Annotated in this window: 12 protein-coding genes; 5 read left to right on the top strand and 7 right to left on the bottom strand. The window is 67.3% G+C overall.

Features of this window, described 5'->3' with window-relative positions:
• Window positions 1–16: 16 nt before the first annotated feature.
• The 5 genes from U4012_RS31270 to U4012_RS31250 all read left to right on the top strand — a co-directional run bounded on the left by U4012_RS31270 (window position 17) and on the right by U4012_RS31250 (window position 6,371).
• A complete protein-coding gene (locus U4012_RS31270) occupies window positions 17–802 on the top strand; it encodes an enoyl-CoA hydratase/isomerase family protein (RefSeq protein WP_321803296.1) in 786 nt (261 codons plus the stop codon).
• Window positions 803–838: 36 nt separating this feature from the next.
• Entirely contained in the window at window positions 839–2,839 is a 2,001-nt protein-coding gene (locus U4012_RS31265; RefSeq protein WP_321803295.1) for an acetyl/propionyl/methylcrotonyl-CoA carboxylase subunit alpha, read from the top strand.
• A 254-nt stretch (window positions 2,840–3,093) separates the two neighbouring features.
• Entirely contained in the window at window positions 3,094–4,236 is a 1,143-nt protein-coding gene (locus U4012_RS31260; RefSeq protein WP_124488642.1) for a DUF2827 domain-containing protein, read from the top strand.
• An 840-nt stretch (window positions 4,237–5,076) separates the two neighbouring features.
• Window positions 5,077–5,880 (top strand): EAL domain-containing protein, encoded by an 804-nt coding sequence (locus tag U4012_RS31255; protein ID WP_044847404.1) that lies wholly within the window; start codon window positions 5,077–5,079, stop codon window positions 5,878–5,880.
• Between the two features lie 62 nt (window positions 5,881–5,942).
• Window positions 5,943–6,371 (top strand): hypothetical protein, encoded by a 429-nt coding sequence (locus U4012_RS31250; RefSeq protein ID WP_321803293.1) that lies wholly within the window; start codon window positions 5,943–5,945, stop codon window positions 6,369–6,371.
• Window positions 6,372–6,457: 86 nt separating this feature from the next.
• Here U4012_RS31250 and U4012_RS31245 read toward each other — a convergent pair whose 3' ends face one another.
• The 7 genes from U4012_RS31245 to U4012_RS31215 all read right to left on the bottom strand — a co-directional run.
• Complete coding sequence (locus U4012_RS31245; RefSeq protein ID WP_321803291.1) at window positions 6,458–8,431, bottom strand: FkbM family methyltransferase; 1,974 nt, start codon at window positions 8,429–8,431, stop codon at window positions 6,458–6,460.
• Window positions 8,432–8,454: 23 nt separating this feature from the next.
• A complete protein-coding gene (locus U4012_RS31240; RefSeq protein WP_321803289.1) occupies window positions 8,455–9,591 on the bottom strand; it encodes a DUF2827 family protein in 1,137 nt (378 codons plus the stop codon).
• A gap of 28 nt (window positions 9,592–9,619) precedes the next feature.
• Complete coding sequence (locus tag U4012_RS31235; protein ID WP_044847401.1) at window positions 9,620–10,087, bottom strand: DUF4019 domain-containing protein; 468 nt, start codon at window positions 10,085–10,087, stop codon at window positions 9,620–9,622.
• A gap of 25 nt (window positions 10,088–10,112) precedes the next feature.
• Entirely contained in the window at window positions 10,113–11,267 is a 1,155-nt protein-coding gene (locus tag U4012_RS31230) for a DUF2827 domain-containing protein (RefSeq protein WP_124529996.1), read from the bottom strand.
• Window positions 11,268–11,281: 14 nt separating this feature from the next.
• Complete coding sequence (locus U4012_RS31225; protein WP_321803286.1) at window positions 11,282–12,427, bottom strand: DUF2827 domain-containing protein; 1,146 nt, start codon at window positions 12,425–12,427, stop codon at window positions 11,282–11,284.
• A gap of 399 nt (window positions 12,428–12,826) precedes the next feature.
• Window positions 12,827–13,489, bottom strand: coding sequence for an OmpA family protein (locus U4012_RS31220; RefSeq protein WP_321803285.1), 663 nt, complete (start codon window positions 13,487–13,489; stop codon window positions 12,827–12,829).
• Window positions 13,490–13,611: 122 nt separating this feature from the next.
• The coding region (locus tag U4012_RS31215; RefSeq protein WP_321803283.1) for a YadA family autotransporter adhesin at window positions 13,612–16,404 on the bottom strand (2,793 nt) is incomplete at its 5' end.

Raw genomic sequence — 16,404 nt, 5'->3', positions numbered from 1 at the left:
CCGGGAGGGCTGACCGATGCGATACGAAACGATCAAGGTAAGCGAAGCCGGCCGCGTGGCAACCGTCACGCTCGCGCGGCCCGACGTGCGCAACGCGTTCAACGAGACGACGATCGCCGAGCTGACCACCGCGTTCGAGTGGCTCGACGCGCACGCCGGCGTGCGTGCGATCGTGCTCGCCGCGGAAGGCGCGGCGTTCTGCGCGGGCGCGGACCTGAACTGGATGAAGAAGATGGCCGGTTACTCGGACGACGAGAACCGCGCCGACGCGCGCAAGCTCGCGCGCATGCTCGAGGCGATCCATCGCTGCGGCAAGCCGGTGATCGCGCGCGTGCACGGCGATGCGTATGCGGGCGGCGTGGGTCTCGTCGCGGCGGCCGACATCGCGATTGCCGCCGACGGCGTGAAGTTCTGCCTGTCCGAAGCGCGGCTCGGGCTGATTCCCGCGACGATCGCGCCGTACGTCGTGCGGGCGATGGGCGAGCGCGCGGCACGCCGCTACTTCACGACGGCCGAGGTGTTCGACAGTGCGCGCGCCGCGTCGCTCGGCTTCATTCACGACGCAGTGCCGCCCGATGCGCTCGACGAAACGGTCGCGAAGCTGGCCGCGACGCTCGTCGCGAACGGCCCCGACGCCGTGCAGGCGTGCAAGCGGCTCGTCGCCGACGTGGCCGGCCGGCCGCTCGACGCGACGCTGATCGAGCAGACGGCCGACTGGATCGCGCGCACCCGCGCCGGCGCGGAAGCGCGCGAAGGGATCGCGTCCTTCCTCGAGAAACGCACGCCTTCGTGGCGTGAATGACGGCGTGCCCCTAACTTTCCGGACGACATCGAAGCCATGTTCGACAAGATTCTGATCGCCAACCGCGGTGAAATCGCCTGCCGCGTCGCCGCGACGTGCAAACGTCTCGGGATCGCGAGCGTCGCCGTCTATTCCGACGCGGACGCGAACGCGAAGCACGTCGCCGCATGCGACGAAGCCGTGCACATCGGCGGCGCGGCGGCCGCGGACAGCTACCTGCGCATCGAGCGCATCATCGAGGCCGCGCGCGCGACCGGTGCGCAGGCCATCCATCCGGGCTACGGCTTCCTGTCGGAGAACGAGGATTTCGCGCATGCCTGCGAGGCGGCCGGCATCGCGTTCATCGGGCCGCCGGTCGACGCGATCGCGGCGATGGGCTCGAAGGCTGCCGCCAAGGCGCTGATGCACGCGGCCGCGGTACCGCTCGTGCCCGGCTATCACGGCGACGACCAGGACGCGGCGAACCTGCATCTCGAAGCCGACGAGATCGGCTACCCGGTGCTGCTGAAGGCGAGCGCGGGCGGCGGCGGCAAGGGCATGCGCGTGGTCGAGCGCTCCGAGGACTTCCCGGCGGCGCTCGCGTCGTGCCAGCGCGAGGCCGCGAGCAGCTTCGGCAACGACCGCGTGCTGATCGAGAAATACCTGACGCGCCCGCGTCACGTCGAAGTGCAGGTGTTCGGCGACACGCACGGCAACACCGTCTACCTGTTCGATCGCGACTGTTCGGTGCAGCGTCGTCACCAGAAGGTGCTCGAGGAAGCGCCGGCGCCGGGGCTGCATGAAGACGTGCGCCAGGCGATGGGCGAGGCGGCCGTCGCGGCCGCGCGCGCGGTGAATTACGTCGGTGCGGGCACCGTCGAGTTCATCATGACGGGCGAAGCGTTCTACTTCATGGAAATGAACACGCGCCTGCAGGTCGAGCATCCGGTCACCGAGATGGTCACGGGGCTCGATCTCGTCGAATGGCAGCTGCGCGTCGCAGCGGGCGAGCCGCTGCCGCTGAAGCAGGACGAACTGCGCGTGCAGGGTCATGCGATCGAGGCGCGTCTTTACGCGGAGAATCCGGCGCGCGGCTTCCTGCCGTCCACCGGCACGCTGAAGCACCTGCGGCTGCCGGAAGGCGTCGAGTTCGCGATCGGCGCGCCGGTGCGTGTCGACAGCGGCGTGCGCGAGGGCGACGCGATCACGCCGTTCTACGATCCGATGATCGCGAAGCTGATCGTGCACGGCGCGGACCGCGCGGAAGCGCTCGGCCGGATGCTGCGCGCGCTGCGGGCCTGCGAGGTGGTGGGTCTGCACACGAATGCCGCGTTCCTGCAGCGGATCGTCACCTGCGAGCCGTTTGCGAGCGCCGATCTCGACACGGGCCTGATCGAGCGCAACCACGATGCGCTGTTCGCGCCGCAACAGCCGCCGCGCGCGACGCTCGCGCTGGCCTGCGCGGCACTGCTCGCGCGCGAACGCGGCGCGGCCTCGCGGGAAGGCGTGTCGCCGTGGGGCGCGCTGCCGGACTGGCGGCTGAACGGCGGCTATCGCCGCACGCTCGAATGGCATGCGCCCGATCGCGAAGCGGACGTGACGGTCACCTACGAGGACGACGGCGGCAGCACGCGCCTCGCCACCGGCGACGCGGCCGCGCAGCCGTTCGCATGGTCGCGCGGCGCGACGCCGCTCGACTTCGACGTGACGCTCGACGGCGTGCGCAGCAGCGGCCGCGTGTATGCGGACGGCGACAGTTTCCACGTGTTCACGCAGGGTGTCGCCGAGACCTTCGAATGGCGCAACGTGCTCGCGCACGCGGGCGATGCCGAGCATGGCGGCGGCCGCCTCACTGCGCCGATGCCCGGCAAGGTGATCGCGGTGCTGGTCGAGCCGGGCCAGAAGGTCGAGGCCGGCACGCCGCTGATCGTGCTGGAGGCGATGAAGATGGAGCACACGATCGGCGCGCCCGGCGCGGGTGTGGTCGCGGAAGTGCTGTACGGCGTCGGCGACCAGGTCGCCGATGGCGCGCAGTTGCTGATGATGGCGGAAGGCTGATCGCGGCGTGTGCCGCGCACGGGCCGGCGTGGCGCCTCGCGGCGCGGCGCCGGCCTCGTCGCATTTCGCATCCGGCCGTCGGCGATGGCGCGCATGGCCAGGCCCGCACGGTGCGGACGACGGCTCTCGGCCGCATCGCGTATGACCATGCCTGACAGTCTGGCGGCCGGCGCTCCGCTAGACTGGCGGATTGCTCACGTGGCCATTGCCGTGAGCTACACTGCATCCATTCAATCACGCCCCCCGCCGACGAGATGAAGTCTCCTGCCCTGAACGGCCTGCGCATCGGTATCACGATCGGCCTGCGCGCCCCCGACGAAAGCCTGTGGATCAACGGCATCAAGCAGAACGCGTTGTTTCTCGCGAAGTTGTTGATGGCGTCGCCGCATGGGTATCGCGTGACGCTGGTCAACACGACCGACGTGGCGCTTACCGACGCGCTGCCTTGGGATCGCCGCGTATACGACACGCGCGCGTTCGCCGACATGAAGGATGCCCTCGACGTGGTGATCGAGCTGGGCGGTCAGATCGACGGCGAGCAGACGGCCTACCTGAAGGCGCGCGGCGCGAAGATCGTCAGCTACTGCTGCGGCTTCGAGTACATCACCTCGATGGAATCGATACTGTTCGGCCGCCGCATGTGGGATTCGCTGTTCATCAACCGCGGCTACGACGAATTGTGGGCCATTCCGCAGATCGCGGAGTCGTCGCTGCCGTTCCTGCAGTCGCTGCGCCGTTGCCCGGGGCGCGTCGTGCCGTTCGTGTGGGACCCGATGTGTCTGGAGGCGCGTGCGCAATCGCTGCCGGAGCGTGGCGAATACCGGCCGCGCAGCGAACCGGGCAAGCGGCTGACGGTGATGGAGCCGAACCACAACGTCGTGAAGTTCTGCATGTATCCGATGCTGATCATCGACGAGGCGTATCGCCGCGATCCCGACGCGATCTGCTTCACGCACGTGACGAACGCCGATCGCCTCGCGCACAACAGCCCCGAGTTCGTGACGCTGATGAACTACCTGGACATCGTGCGCGCGGGCAAGGCGAGCTTCGTCGGGCGTTTCGACACGCCGTTGTTCCTGGCCGACATGACCGACATCGTCGTGTCGCATCAATGGGCGAACCCGCTCAACTATTTCTATTTCGACGTGTGCTGGCAGGGTTATCCGCTCGTGCACAACGCGAGCCTCGTGCCGGACCTCGGCTACTACTATCCTGGCAACGACGTGCAGAAGGGCACCGAGGCGCTGCTGCACGTGCTGCATACGCACGACGACGACTGGCAAGGGTATGCGCGGCGGCAGCGCGAGATCCTGCGCCGCTATACGTCGGCGAACCCCGCCCTCGTCGCCGACTACGACGCGCTGCTCGCGAACCTGATCGGCGCGACCGCGGCATAAGGCTGCACGACGCGGCACGCGCCGCCGCCTGCGGCCCGCGGCCCGCGGCCCGCGGCCGCATTCGATCGCGATTTGCGCGATCGAATGCGGTCGGCTTGATCCCGCCGCATGCCGTCAACGGGTTGTCCCGGGTTAATGTCTGAAGAAATGAGCCGTTAAAAAAGAAACCGCCGAACCGGGGAGATTCGACGGTTTTTGAAGGCACGAATTTGACGGCTCCGAGGGAAGTCCGTCAAAAATAATTTTATAGGTTAACTAGTCGGAAAGATTGTTAAATATCTTTCGATGGATGGTTGCCGTATAATTCGACTTAATTATTGTCGTTCAAGTCAGTCGGATTATCATTCAAATATTTTCAATATCGTTTGAAACGGCAAAATTGAATTCTGTGGAGACCGAATGCGTCGTCGCAACGCAATGGCTGCACGGTTTGCCAGCGGCTGCGAGGAATCCGGCCGTCGGGTCCGGGTAGCGTTTCGCTGGCGCGCATTTGTCATATGATATTTCAAACATCCGATTTTTGAAACGGGCCTTGCGATAAATTGATTCACCCGAAGATGTTCGGGTGGGGCAAATAACCAGTATCGATCGGAGTATCGTCGACGTTTTTGTGTAACCTGTCGCACTGTTGTCGATGTGCGCGTGTGGTGTATTTTCGGTGTTTGAATATCATTGACAATATCTGATTTGACGGCACGCCGGAATAAAAAGTACGCTCCCGAAAAAGATCGAAAAAGAGGTTGGGCCGGGTAGGCGGTGGTGCGCGTCGTGGTCGGCTCGCGCCACATGTATCGAGAGCGCGGGCCGTCATCGGCGGTCCGACAATTGCCGGAGCGCCGGATGAATGCGGTCGAACCTCGCCTGGAGGCGAACAGCGTAGCGAATCGGGACGAGATCGATCTCGTATTCGGCGCGCCTGACGATCACCCCGACCTTGCGTCGGTACGCAGTTTCGTCGAAAGCCGGCTCGGATTCGCGCGAGAGCCGGTTTGCCGCGCGGATTTGTCGGGCGGCGTGCTGTATCACGAATGCCTCGCGCGGCTGCGCTGGGGCGCGCGCGATGTCTTGCCGCCGCTCGCGTTCCTGCCGCGCCTCGAATCGCTCGGGCTGATGCGCTGGTTCGACCGGCTCGTGGTGGGCCGGACGATCGACGCGCTGCGCGCCGATCCGAAGGCCGTGTACGGCTGCAACGTCACGGCGACGAGCGCGGTCGTGGACGACGCGTGGCTCGCCCTGTTCAGGCGGCTCGAGCGCGAGCCGTCGGTCGCGGCGCGGCTGGTCGTCGAAATCACCGAGACGGGGCCGCTGAACCCCGTCGCGGGCCGGTCGTTCGTGAACCGGTTTCGCCAGGCCGGGTGCCGCGTCGCGATCGACGATTTCGGCGTCGGCTTCAGCGCGCTGAACAACCTGGTGGTCGGCAACCCCGACATCGTGAAGCTCGACAGGTCGGTCCTGTCGCTGATCAAGCGCAACGCGATCGGGCGCTACCAGTTTCGCCGGCTGATCGCGTTCGCGCACGAAAGCGCGCGGCACGTCGTCGTCGAAGGCGTGGAGAACGAGATCGACCGGCAGATCATCCTGGATTCCGGCGTCTCATGGGCGCAGGGCATCCGCTTTACATGGCGGTCACCGGCCGCCGCATGACGCTGCGGCGCGGGCGCGGCGCGCCGGCATCGGACAACGAAGAATTGAATAGGGGCGTGGGCATGGCGGCGACGAAGAAGGCCGGGCACGGAACGGGCACGCAGGCGGCCGATGCGCGCGAGCTCGTCGCGATCGCCGAACTGGCCGAGATGCTGGAGCAACTCGGCGCCGACACGATTGACGCGACCGTTGCACCGGTCGACGTCATGCCGTTTCTCGACGGCCTGAAGGACGTCTCGCAACACATTCACCGGATGAAACCGCTCGATGCCGACGGTCGCGAGCGCGCGGCGCGACACTATTTCGCCGGTGTGTTCGCGGGCGCTTGCGGCGACGATTCGGCGATCGCGTGCGGCGTATCGGGCAGCCTGGCGCAACAGGCCGGCGATGTCGGCCCCGCGGCGGCACGTTGTTTCGCGAGGCTTGCGCGCATCGGCCGGCGACATGGCCGTGCGTTCGCCGAGCGACGCGGGCAGCGCGTGCCGGCTTGACGCCGGTTCGTGCATCACGTCCTCGTCAGGTTCTCGTCACGCTCCTCAGGAGTACTACCGCTTGCGTCGCGCGGCAAGGTCACTCGTCAATCCTTCCCGAAGCCACCCAGGACGAGCGCCAGCGCGCGGTCGACCGCATCGTCCCAGCGGCCCGGATGCGCGGCGCGCACGATCCGGATGCCCGGGTACAGCGCGGTACGCGAGCCGGTTTCCCAGCGCGCATCGGCTTTCGGGCTCAGCAGCAGGACGGCCGGCACACCTAGCGCGCCGGCCAGGTGGATGTGCGCGGTGCAGGTGGTGACCACGGCGTCCATCGCGAGCATCAGTGCGGCCAGATCGCTGAAATCGCCGATCGCGTGATGCGGGAACGTGACCGCCAGATCCGACGGCTCGGACTGCGCGGCGATGTCGCGGTTGATGCAGTACGCGGCATGGCCGCGCAGCCGCGCGAGCGGCGCGAGGTCGCGCAGGCTGGCCGCGCGCAGGAAGCGCGCATCGCTTTCGTCGCGGCCGCGCCAGTTGAGGCCGATGCGGCGCGTGCCCGGTGCGCTGCCATCGCGCGCGACGCGTTCGCGCCATGCCGCCGCCCGTTCGGGCGGGCACGACAGGTAGGCGGCCGGCGCACCGGCCGGTGCCGGCGCGTAGCCGAACTGCGCGGCCAGCACCAGGAACGAACACCAGTAGTCGTGAGCGATCTGCGACGTGTCGACCCACGCGCCGTGTGCGGCGACGACTTCGATGCGCGGGAACGTATGGCGCATCAGGTCGGCCAGCGCGGCGGGGACGATGACCGTCACCGCCACGCCGTCGAGCGCGTCGAGCGCATGCAGGTAGCGCGCGTACTGGAGCTGGTCGCCGACCCCGCCGTAGCTGATCACGAGCAGCCGCTTGCCGTGCAGCGGCTGGCCGTCGTAGAGCCGTTCCGTCGGCAGCCCGAACCGTGCGGCCGTGAGCACGTTCTCGCTGGCGATGGTCGCGCGCGCGGCTTCGTCGCGCCGGCCGGCACGCAGCAGGAGCGCCGAGCGCGCGAGTTCGACGCGCCCGCGCAGCGCGTCGGGCAGCGCGGCCGGTTCGCCGATGCGTTCGAGTGCCGCGAGCCCGGCATCGGGCGCGCCGGCGAAGCCGTAGCACGACGCGAGCTGGAACGCGATCGCATCGTCGTCGAGGCCCCGGCCGCGCGCGCACAGCCAGCGGGCGATCGCGTGGCCCCATTCGCAGCGGGATTCGTGGTCGAGCGCGCAGTTCCAGTGCGTTTCGGGCGCGTCGTCGGTCTCGGCTGACACGGCGGCATTCGCGTCATCGTCTGCGCGGGCGGATACGCGGCCGACGGGCTCGCCCGAGATGAACAGGCGTTGCCGGTCCCAGCGCGGGTTCGGCACGCACAACAGATTCGGCCCGTCGAACCGGTAGAACGTGTAATCGAGGCCGGCGAACGTATCGATGACGCGTGCGTCATCCGCGTTCCGGCAGGCGATCCAGCACCACGGCAGATGCGTTTCGATCAGCAGGCGCGCGCCGTGCAGCGCGTCGATCTCCATCCCGTCGATGTCGAGCTTCAGGAAATCGAGGCGCGGCAGGCCGAGCGAATCGAGCCTGACGGTCGGGGCGGGCGTGCCGTCGGCCGCGTGCGCGTCGACGCGTGCGGCCGGTTCGGCGCCGGCGGGGTGCCCGCCGTCTGCGTCGGGCACCGTCATCGTGCCGTTGCGGCTCGCGAGCCCCATGTTCAGCAGATGAAGGTTGTCGAGCTGGTTGAGCGCGACGGTGCCACCGAGCGCATGGAACAGCGTGCGCCGCGGCTCGAACGCATGGACGTGGCCGCCGCGATCGCGCAAGCGCTGCGCGATCGGCACGCAGACGAGTCCCGCATTGGCCCCGCCGTCCACCGCGAGCGCGCCGTCGGGCAACTGGTCGATCACCTGCATGATCGTGTCGAGCTCGCCCTGGTTGTGCGGCCGGCCGGTCTCGAGCAGCGCGTCGGCCTGCCGCGTGCTATGCCGGTCGATGACGAACGGGCCGTGGATCGAATCGATCACGACGAAGTGGCGGACGGTGTGCTTCATGAACGGAGGGCGAACGGGCGCGGTCAGCCGAGCGCGCGCCCGGCGAACAGGCGCTGGATCTGCCCGGAATACGCGCGGACGTTGTGGTCGGCGAGCGTGTCGACCTGCTGCAGGCAGCGGCGGGCCGCTGCCGCGTAGTCGTCGAGCCGCGCGTCGTGCGTCTGCGCGGCGGTCGCGATCGCGCGTGCCGCGTCGAAGATCTCGAAGTCCGGGTAGTAATAGCCGACGTCGCGCAGGAACGGCGAGTTGTGCACGAGCGGATAGTTGCCGTACAGCGCGTCGTACAGCAGGTAGTTCAGGCCGTTTTCCCAATGGTGCGACACGACGATGTCGGTGTGATGCGCGGCCCACGCGACGAACGGCGCGCGCACGTCGGCCGTCGCCTTGCCGTCGCGCACCATCTCGAGCCCGAGCGCGAGATGCTTGAAGGCGACGTTTTCCTTCTTGTCGAACGTGTTGGTCATGTACACGTGTTCGACGAGCTCCGGATGCTCGACATAGCACGCGTTCGCGGCCAGCATCGGCACGATCGAACTCTTCACGACGTTCAGGTTCGGCTCGAAGAACGCGATGCGCTTGGCCGGACCGTGGTTGCGGTAGCCGAAGCGCGCCTTCAGCTCGGGGTCGGCGTCGAGGCTGCGTTCGATGAAGTACGGCGACCAGATGTGCGGCAGCTCGATCACCGGCGCGCGATATACGGCCTGGAAGTAGGCCGCGCACGTGTGCATGTGCTGCGGGTTGGTCCAGATCTCGTCGAACTGCACGCGGTTCGGGTTCGGCCGCCAGTTGTTCTTCTCGAAATTGATCGTCTCGACCGCGATCACGTAGTCGTTGCCGAAGCGGTACGACACGCACTTGCCGCCGCGCCGGCGCACCGCGTCCGTGTGCGACGGGTCGACGAACGCGTTCATCTCGATCAGCAGGTCGGTCTGGTGGACGATCGCCGACAGCGGGCGCAGCGCGTCGCCGAACGCGTCCATCATCAGCGCCTGCGGGTAGTCGGCGATGCCGTCGTCGTGCGCGAGCCACACTTCGCCGATCAGCGGCGAGCGTTTCAGCAGCATGTACAGGTACACGCAATGCTGGTTCGCGCCGTTGTACCAGATCGACTGCGTCGCGTCGCGCTGCACGTTCATCGTAATCGCGACATTGATTTTCATCGGCGGCTCCGGGCGGACGGTGCGCGGTTCAAGGCGTGTAGTTCTGCGACTGGCGCGGCACGTAGCCGGTCAGGTGCCAGAGGCCGTCGTCGTCGAGGCGAAAGCTCAGCTTTTCGTATACGGTCGTCCCGGTCGTGAGCGTCGTCGCATAGTCGACATTCGCATAAAGGCCGTCGGGCATCGACGATGAATTCGTGTAGCGAATCCGCGTGATCTGCGCCCAGCCGCGATGGCTGACCATGCCGACCGACTGGCGCGCGCGCTGCATGTCCGCCGCGAACTGGTCCTGCTTGATGCGCGCCTTCACGAACCCGGCGGAGCCGGTCCACACCGCGCCGTACTGACCGGCGTCGAGCTGTTTGAAGACTGCATCTGCATCGCGCAGCAGCGCGTCCGCCGATTCGTCGCCGGATTGCGCATGTGCGCCGATCGCGATCGAGGCGACGGCGCAGCCGATCAGCCATTTCGTGCGGGAGAGAGGCGGGTGTGCGTTCATGTCGGAGTCCGGAGAAGGTGGCGCGTCAAGCGTCGCGATAGAGCGACGCGATCGCGTCGGAATACGCGGCGACGTTGTCGGGGTTGTAGATGCTGACCGAGTCGAGCACGTGCTTCGATTGCTCGCGGTATGCATCGAGATTCGCGTCGTGTTCGGCAAATGCCCGCAGCAGCGCGCGGCCGCCGGCCTGGCAGTCGAAGTCCGGATAGAAATACCCGGCCTTGCCGAGGAACGGCGAGTTGTGGATCAGCGGATAGTCGCCGTACAGCAGTTCGTAGTACAGGTAGTTCTGCGCGTTTTCCCACGTGTGCGACACCACCGCGTCGCCGTAGGCGGCCATGAACTCGTACACCGCGTAGCGGCTTTCGAACGTCGTGATCCCGTGGTTCACGATGTCGAGACTCTTCGCGAAATGAACGAACGTCGTATGTTCCTTCAGGTGCAGCGTATTGCACACGCGCACGAATTCGACGAAATCGGGCTTCGCGCGATACGCTTCCTCGGTCACCAGCATCGGGATGATGCTCGTCTTCACCATGCAGATGTTCGGCTCGAACATCGTCACGCGCCAGCGCGGCTTGCCGGGCTGATAGCCGAACGACAAACCGGCGCCGAGCGTCGCGCGTGCCTTGTCGAACAGCATCGGATGCCAGATGTGCGGGACGATCGTCACCGGCGCGCGCAGGCCCGTCTGGTAATAGTGCAGGCACGAGCGCTCGAATTCCGGAATCGTCCAGACCGCGTCGTACGGCGCGCCCGAGAACAGGAAGCCCGACGGCTTGTCGAACATCGCGCGTTCGATGTCGATCACGTAGTCGTTGCCGACCCGCATCGTGACGACCTTGCCGCCGCGGTCGCGGAACGCTCGCAGGTAGTCGGCGCCGAACTGCGCGCTCATTTCGATCAGCACGTCGCAGCGCTCGAGCGCTTCGTCCATCGACAGCAGCGGCACGTCCCATTCGCCGAGCATCATCTGCGGATCGGCGAGCTGTTCGCCGCCGTTCACCATCACGGCTTCCGCGACGAGCGGCGACTGGCGCAGCAACAGGATCAGCAGCAGGCAGTTCTGGAAGATGCCGTTTTCCCACAGCGACTGGCCGGCGCCGCGCACGAACAGCGACACGCCGACGACGAGACGCTTGCCCTCGCCGGGCGCTTGACGGGCATTGGAGTCCGACATGCGTATTCTCCGGTTCAGGCGACCAGACGCGAGACGAACGCGTCGAGGTTCGCGGGGTTGTCGATCGAGACCGACCGCAGCAGCCGGTCGGCTTTCGCGCGGTAGTCGTCGAGCTGCTCGTCGTGATGCAGCCAGGCATCGAGCAGCACGCGGCCGCCCGCGGCGGAATCGAAGTCCGGGTAGTAGTAGCCTGCGTCGCCGATCAGCGTCGAGTTGTGGATCAGCGGATAGCCGCCGTACAGCACGTCGTAGTACAGATAGTTCTGCGCGTTTTCCCAGTGGTGGGACACGACGGCGTCCGCATGGCGCGCCATGAAGCCCGGCAGGTCGATGCGCGGCTCGAACGTCGCCTTGTGCTGGCGCACGAGGTCGAGGCTGTTCGCGAAGTGCAAGAAGGTCGGATGGGCCTTCATGTGCATCGAGTTGACGACGAACAGATGCTGCACGGCGTCCGGATGCGCGCGGTAGAGCTCGTCGCACGCGAGCATCGGGTAGTGGCAGGACTTCACGACCGAGATGTTCGGCTCGAGCGTGGCGAGATTCCACGGGCGACGGCCGGGCCGATAGCCGAACATCAGGCCTTCGCTCGCCAGCGCGGCGATGCGGCGATCGAGGAAGTACGGCGACCAGATATGCGGCATCAGGTGCACCGGCGCGCGCAACAGGGTTTGCAGCATCGGTGCGCCGGTCTTCTCGTACTGCGGCAGCAGCCATACTTCGTCGAACGGCGTGTCGTTGAAGATGTGCCCCGACGGCTTGCCGAAGATCGGTGTTTCACCCAGGCCGGCGTAGACGTGTCCGCAGAAGAAGGCGACGAGTTTCTTGCCGAGCGCCTTCATGTGCCTGCGCCATTCGAGCGGCAATTGCGCGCCCATCTCGATCACGACGTCGAGGTCGTGCGTGACGTCGGAAGGCTTCACGAGCGGCACGTCGAGGCCGTCGAGATCGAGCCCGGCCGGAAACGCGTTGGCGTCGCCGCCGTTCAGGAAATAGACGGGGCCGACGCGATCGGAGCGCTTGAGCATCATCGCGAGGAACGCGATGTTCTGGTGAATGCCGTTTTCCCAGATCGCCTGGCCGTCCCGCGCAAACAGCGAGATGCCGACGGCCGGCCGTTGCTTGCGGGTGCCGCCCGAGGCGGCTTGATTGATGTCCGTCACCGGTTGGTTTCCTCTGCGGCGTCGTGCGTTCGGCCGTGGCCGCGAAACGGCGCGCCGTGGATTGTCGTGGTTGTGTTCGCGCCGGCGCGCGCCGGAATATGAGTCGAGCGGCGCGGATCGCGGGGCGGCCGCCGGATTCCGGTGTGTCGTCGGGCGGGTCACGGCGCGCGACGCGGGCGGAACGCCTCGGCAGCTGTCTGCGGCGATTGTGGCACGGAAGGCGCCGTTTTGTGGAGGGGGCCTGACGAACTTTGACATAGCCGCCCGCGCGGGAGCCGGGGCCCCGGCGAAGCGGGGTCGGTGCGGTCGGGTGGGGTGGCCGCCGGGGCGGCTGCGCGTTGCCGGTCGAGGCCGTCGCGTGCGGGCGCGGGGTGCGCCGGGGCCGCGACGGCCGGCTGCTCAGCGCTGCAGCGAGATCTCGACGCGGCGGTTGCTCGCGCGGCCTTCGGCCGTCGCGTTGGACGCGACCGGATCGGCACTGCCGCGGCCCGTGACCGACACGGCCTGCGCTTTCAGTCCGTGTGCCTTCAGGTAGCTTGCGACGGTTTCCGCGCGGCGCTTCGACAGCGCGAGATTGGCGGCGTCGTTGCCGACCGAATCCGTATGGCCGGTGACCGTCACCTGCGTGTACGTGCGGTCTTCGCGTTCGTTCAGCAGCTTGTCGAGCGACGCGCGCGCGGCCGGCGTGAGCGTGGCCAGGCCCGTCGCGAACAGCGCGTCGCCCGCGAGGTTGACGTGTTCGACCGCGGCGGGCGCGGGGGCCGGCTCCGCCGCAGCTTGGGCCGGCGCGGCGCCGCACTGGAACACCAGCGTCGCGGGATCGGAATTGTCGCGCAGCGCGCGGGCGGAATCGACGACGCGCACCGGCTGGTCGCCGCAGATCTTGCGGGCGGCCTTCATGCAGGTCTGCGGACCGGACAGCAGGCCGTGGCAGTCCACCTGGAAGGTGCGCACGCCGTCGCGCGGCTGCAGTTCGGAGGCGCTGAAGGTCGGGCCGGATGCGGTCGAGCACGCGGCGAGGGCCAGCGCGGAAAGCGCGAGCGCAAGAGCGAGTTTGTTCACGGTTACGTCCTCAATACTTGGGTTGACTGAAGCCCGCCGCGCGTTGCGCGGCGGGCTCGTCCTGCCGTCGGGGCCCCCTGGCGCCGCCGGCTCGCGAGCCGGCGGCGTGGCGGCGCGACGGGTTACTTCCACTGGTACAGCATGCCGGCGCCGATCACCTTCTGACCGCCGCTGAAGCCGCCGTTGATCGACGCCTTCAGGTTCTCCGTGATGCGCGCCTGCATGTTGACCGCCATCGCCTTCTGGCCGAGGAAGGTCGACGTGCCGATACCCATCCCGAAGTTGGCGTCGCGATCGAGCTGCGGGATCGACGCCATCGCGCCGACGGCCGCGATACCCTGCTTCGCCATCTGGTCGGTCTGCTGCAGTTGCGAACCCAGCGCGTTGATCTGCCCTTGCTGGCCGGACAAGGCGGTCGACAGCGTCGTCTGCACCTGCGTCAGCTGGTTCACGTTCACCGCGTCGGTGCCTTGCGTACCCGGCGCGACGTTCGTGATCTGGCGCTGCTGCGTGTCGCTGCCGACCGACACCACGTTCGAGCGACCGCCGTCGTTCGAATTCGCGCCGATCGCCACCGAGTTCGAGCCGGCGGTGACGGTCGGCCGGTCGGTACCGGTGCCGTTCATGTCGGCCGCGATGGCGGTGTTGTTCGTCGCACGCGTCGTGTTGTTGTTGATCGTGGTCGACAACTGGTTCACCTGATCGCCGAGGTTCGTCACGCCGGTCGACAGCGAAGCCACCGTGCTGTTCGTCGTGCTCAGGCCGGTCGACAGCGAGCCGATGCCGGTCGACGTCGACGTGGACAGCGACGTCAGGTTGCTGTTCGTCGAGCTGAGGCCCGTCGACAGCGAGTTGATCGCCGTCGAGGTCGACGTGGACAACGACGTGAGATTGCTGTTCGTCGAGCTGAGGCCCGTGGACAGCGAACCGATGCCGGTCGACAGCGACGCGATGTTCGACGCGGTCGACGTGGACAGGCTGTTGACCGCCTGGTTCGTCGCGTTGAGCTGGCTGCCGTTGATCGCGTCCGTGCTGGTGGCCGATACCCGGCCTGCCGCGACGTTCGTGATCTGGCGTTCCGCGCCCGGTGCGCCGACGCTGAAGACGCCCACTGGCGAGGTGCCGTAGACCGGGTACGTGATGCCGCCCACGGTGACGGTGGACACGCCGACAGCGTTGCTCGTGGTCGAATTGGCGCCCATCGCGATCGAGTTGGCGACATTGGCCTGCGCGTTCGTGCCGAACGCGAGGGCGTCGGTTGCCGTGGCCTTCGCATTCGAGCCGTAGGCCTGGGCGCCGATCGCGCTGGCCGTCGCCTGATTGCCGAGCGCGATCGTGTTGTCCGCGGTGGCCTGGTTTGCGCTGCCGAGGGCGAGCGCGCTGTTGCCGGTTGCCGTGTTCGCGTTGCCGAGTGCCACTGCGCCGGTGCCGGTCGCCGTGTCGTTCGCACCCAGCGCCACTGCGCCGGTGCCCGTTGCGACGCTCGGGTCGCCGATCGCGACCGCGCCGTCGCCGCTCGCCGTGTTGCCGGAGCCGATCGACACCGCCTTGCCGCCGGTGGCCGATGCGTTCTGGCCGATGGCGACCGCGCCCGCCGTCTGCGCGTTCGAACCGTCGCCGACTGCCACGCTGCTGGCGCCTGCCGCGCTGGCGTTCACGCCGGCTGCCAGCGAGTTGACGCCCGTCGCGCCGTCGTTGGCGTAGTTGCCTTGCTGCGTGCCGTTGTCGTTGACGCTGTAGTAGTGCGTCTTCGCGGCTTCGATCGCGGTCGAGGTCGAGGTGGACAGCGACGTGATCGAGCTGGTTGCCGTCGAGAGACCCGTCGAGGTCGACGTGGACAGCGACAGGATCGTGCTGGTGGCCGTCGAGAGACCAGTCGAGGTCGACGTGGACAACGAGTTGATCGAGCTGGTTGCCGACGACAGGCCGGTCGAGGTCGACGTGGACAGCGAGCTGATCGAGCTGGTCGCCGACGAGAGGCCGGTCGACGTCGAAGTCGACAGCGAGGCGACCGAGCTGTCGGTCGAGCTCAGGCCCGTCGACAGCGACGTGACGCTGCTTGCGGTCGACGTGGACAACGACGTCAGCGAGCTGTTGGTCGAGCTGAGGCTGGTGGACAGCGAGCCGATCGAGCTGGTCGCGGACGACAGGCCCGTCGAGGTCGAGGTCGACAGCGAGCTGATCGAGCTGGTTGCCGAGGACAGGCCGGTCGATGTCGAAGTCGACAGCGATGCCACGGTGCTATCGGTCGAACTCAGGCCCGTGGACAACGAGTTGATGCCCGTCGAAGTCGAGGTCGAGAGCGAGCTGATCGAGCTGGTTGCCGACGAGAGGCCGGTCGACGTGGAGGTCGACAGCGAGGCGACCGAGCTATCGGTCGAGCTGAGGCCCGTCGACAATGAGCTGATACCCGTCGAGGTCGAGGTCGAGAGTGAGCTGATCGAGCTGGTTGCCGACGAGAGGCCGGTCGACGTGGAGGTCGACAGGGACGCGACCGAGCTGTCGGTCGAGCTGAGGCCGGTCGACAGCGAGCTGATCCCTGTCGAAGTCGAAGTGGACAACGAGCCGATCGAGCTGTTAGCCGAGGACAGGCCAGTCGACGTGGAGGTCGACAGCGAAGCGACCGAGCTATCGGTCGAGCTCAGGCCGGTCGACAGCGAGCTGATACCCGTCGAGGTCGAGGTGGACAGCGAGCCGATCGAGCTGGTTGCCGACGAGAGGCCAGTCGACGTCGACGTCGACAGCGAAGCCACCGAGCTATCGGTCGAGCTCAGGCCGGTCGACAACGAGCTGATGCCGGTCGAGGTCGACGTGGACAGCGAACTGATCGAGCTGGTCGCCGACGAGAGGCCGGTCGACGTGGAGGTCGACAGCGAAGCGACCGAGCTATCGGTCGAGCTCAGGCCCGTCGACAA

Origin of the sequence: Burkholderia sp. BCC1988, from assembly GCF_905339895.1 — a bacterium.
GTDB lineage: Bacteria > Pseudomonadota > Gammaproteobacteria > Burkholderiales > Burkholderiaceae > Burkholderia.
The sequence above is the reverse complement of the archived record's forward strand: the minus strand, read 5'-3'. Positions and strand labels throughout refer to the sequence as shown.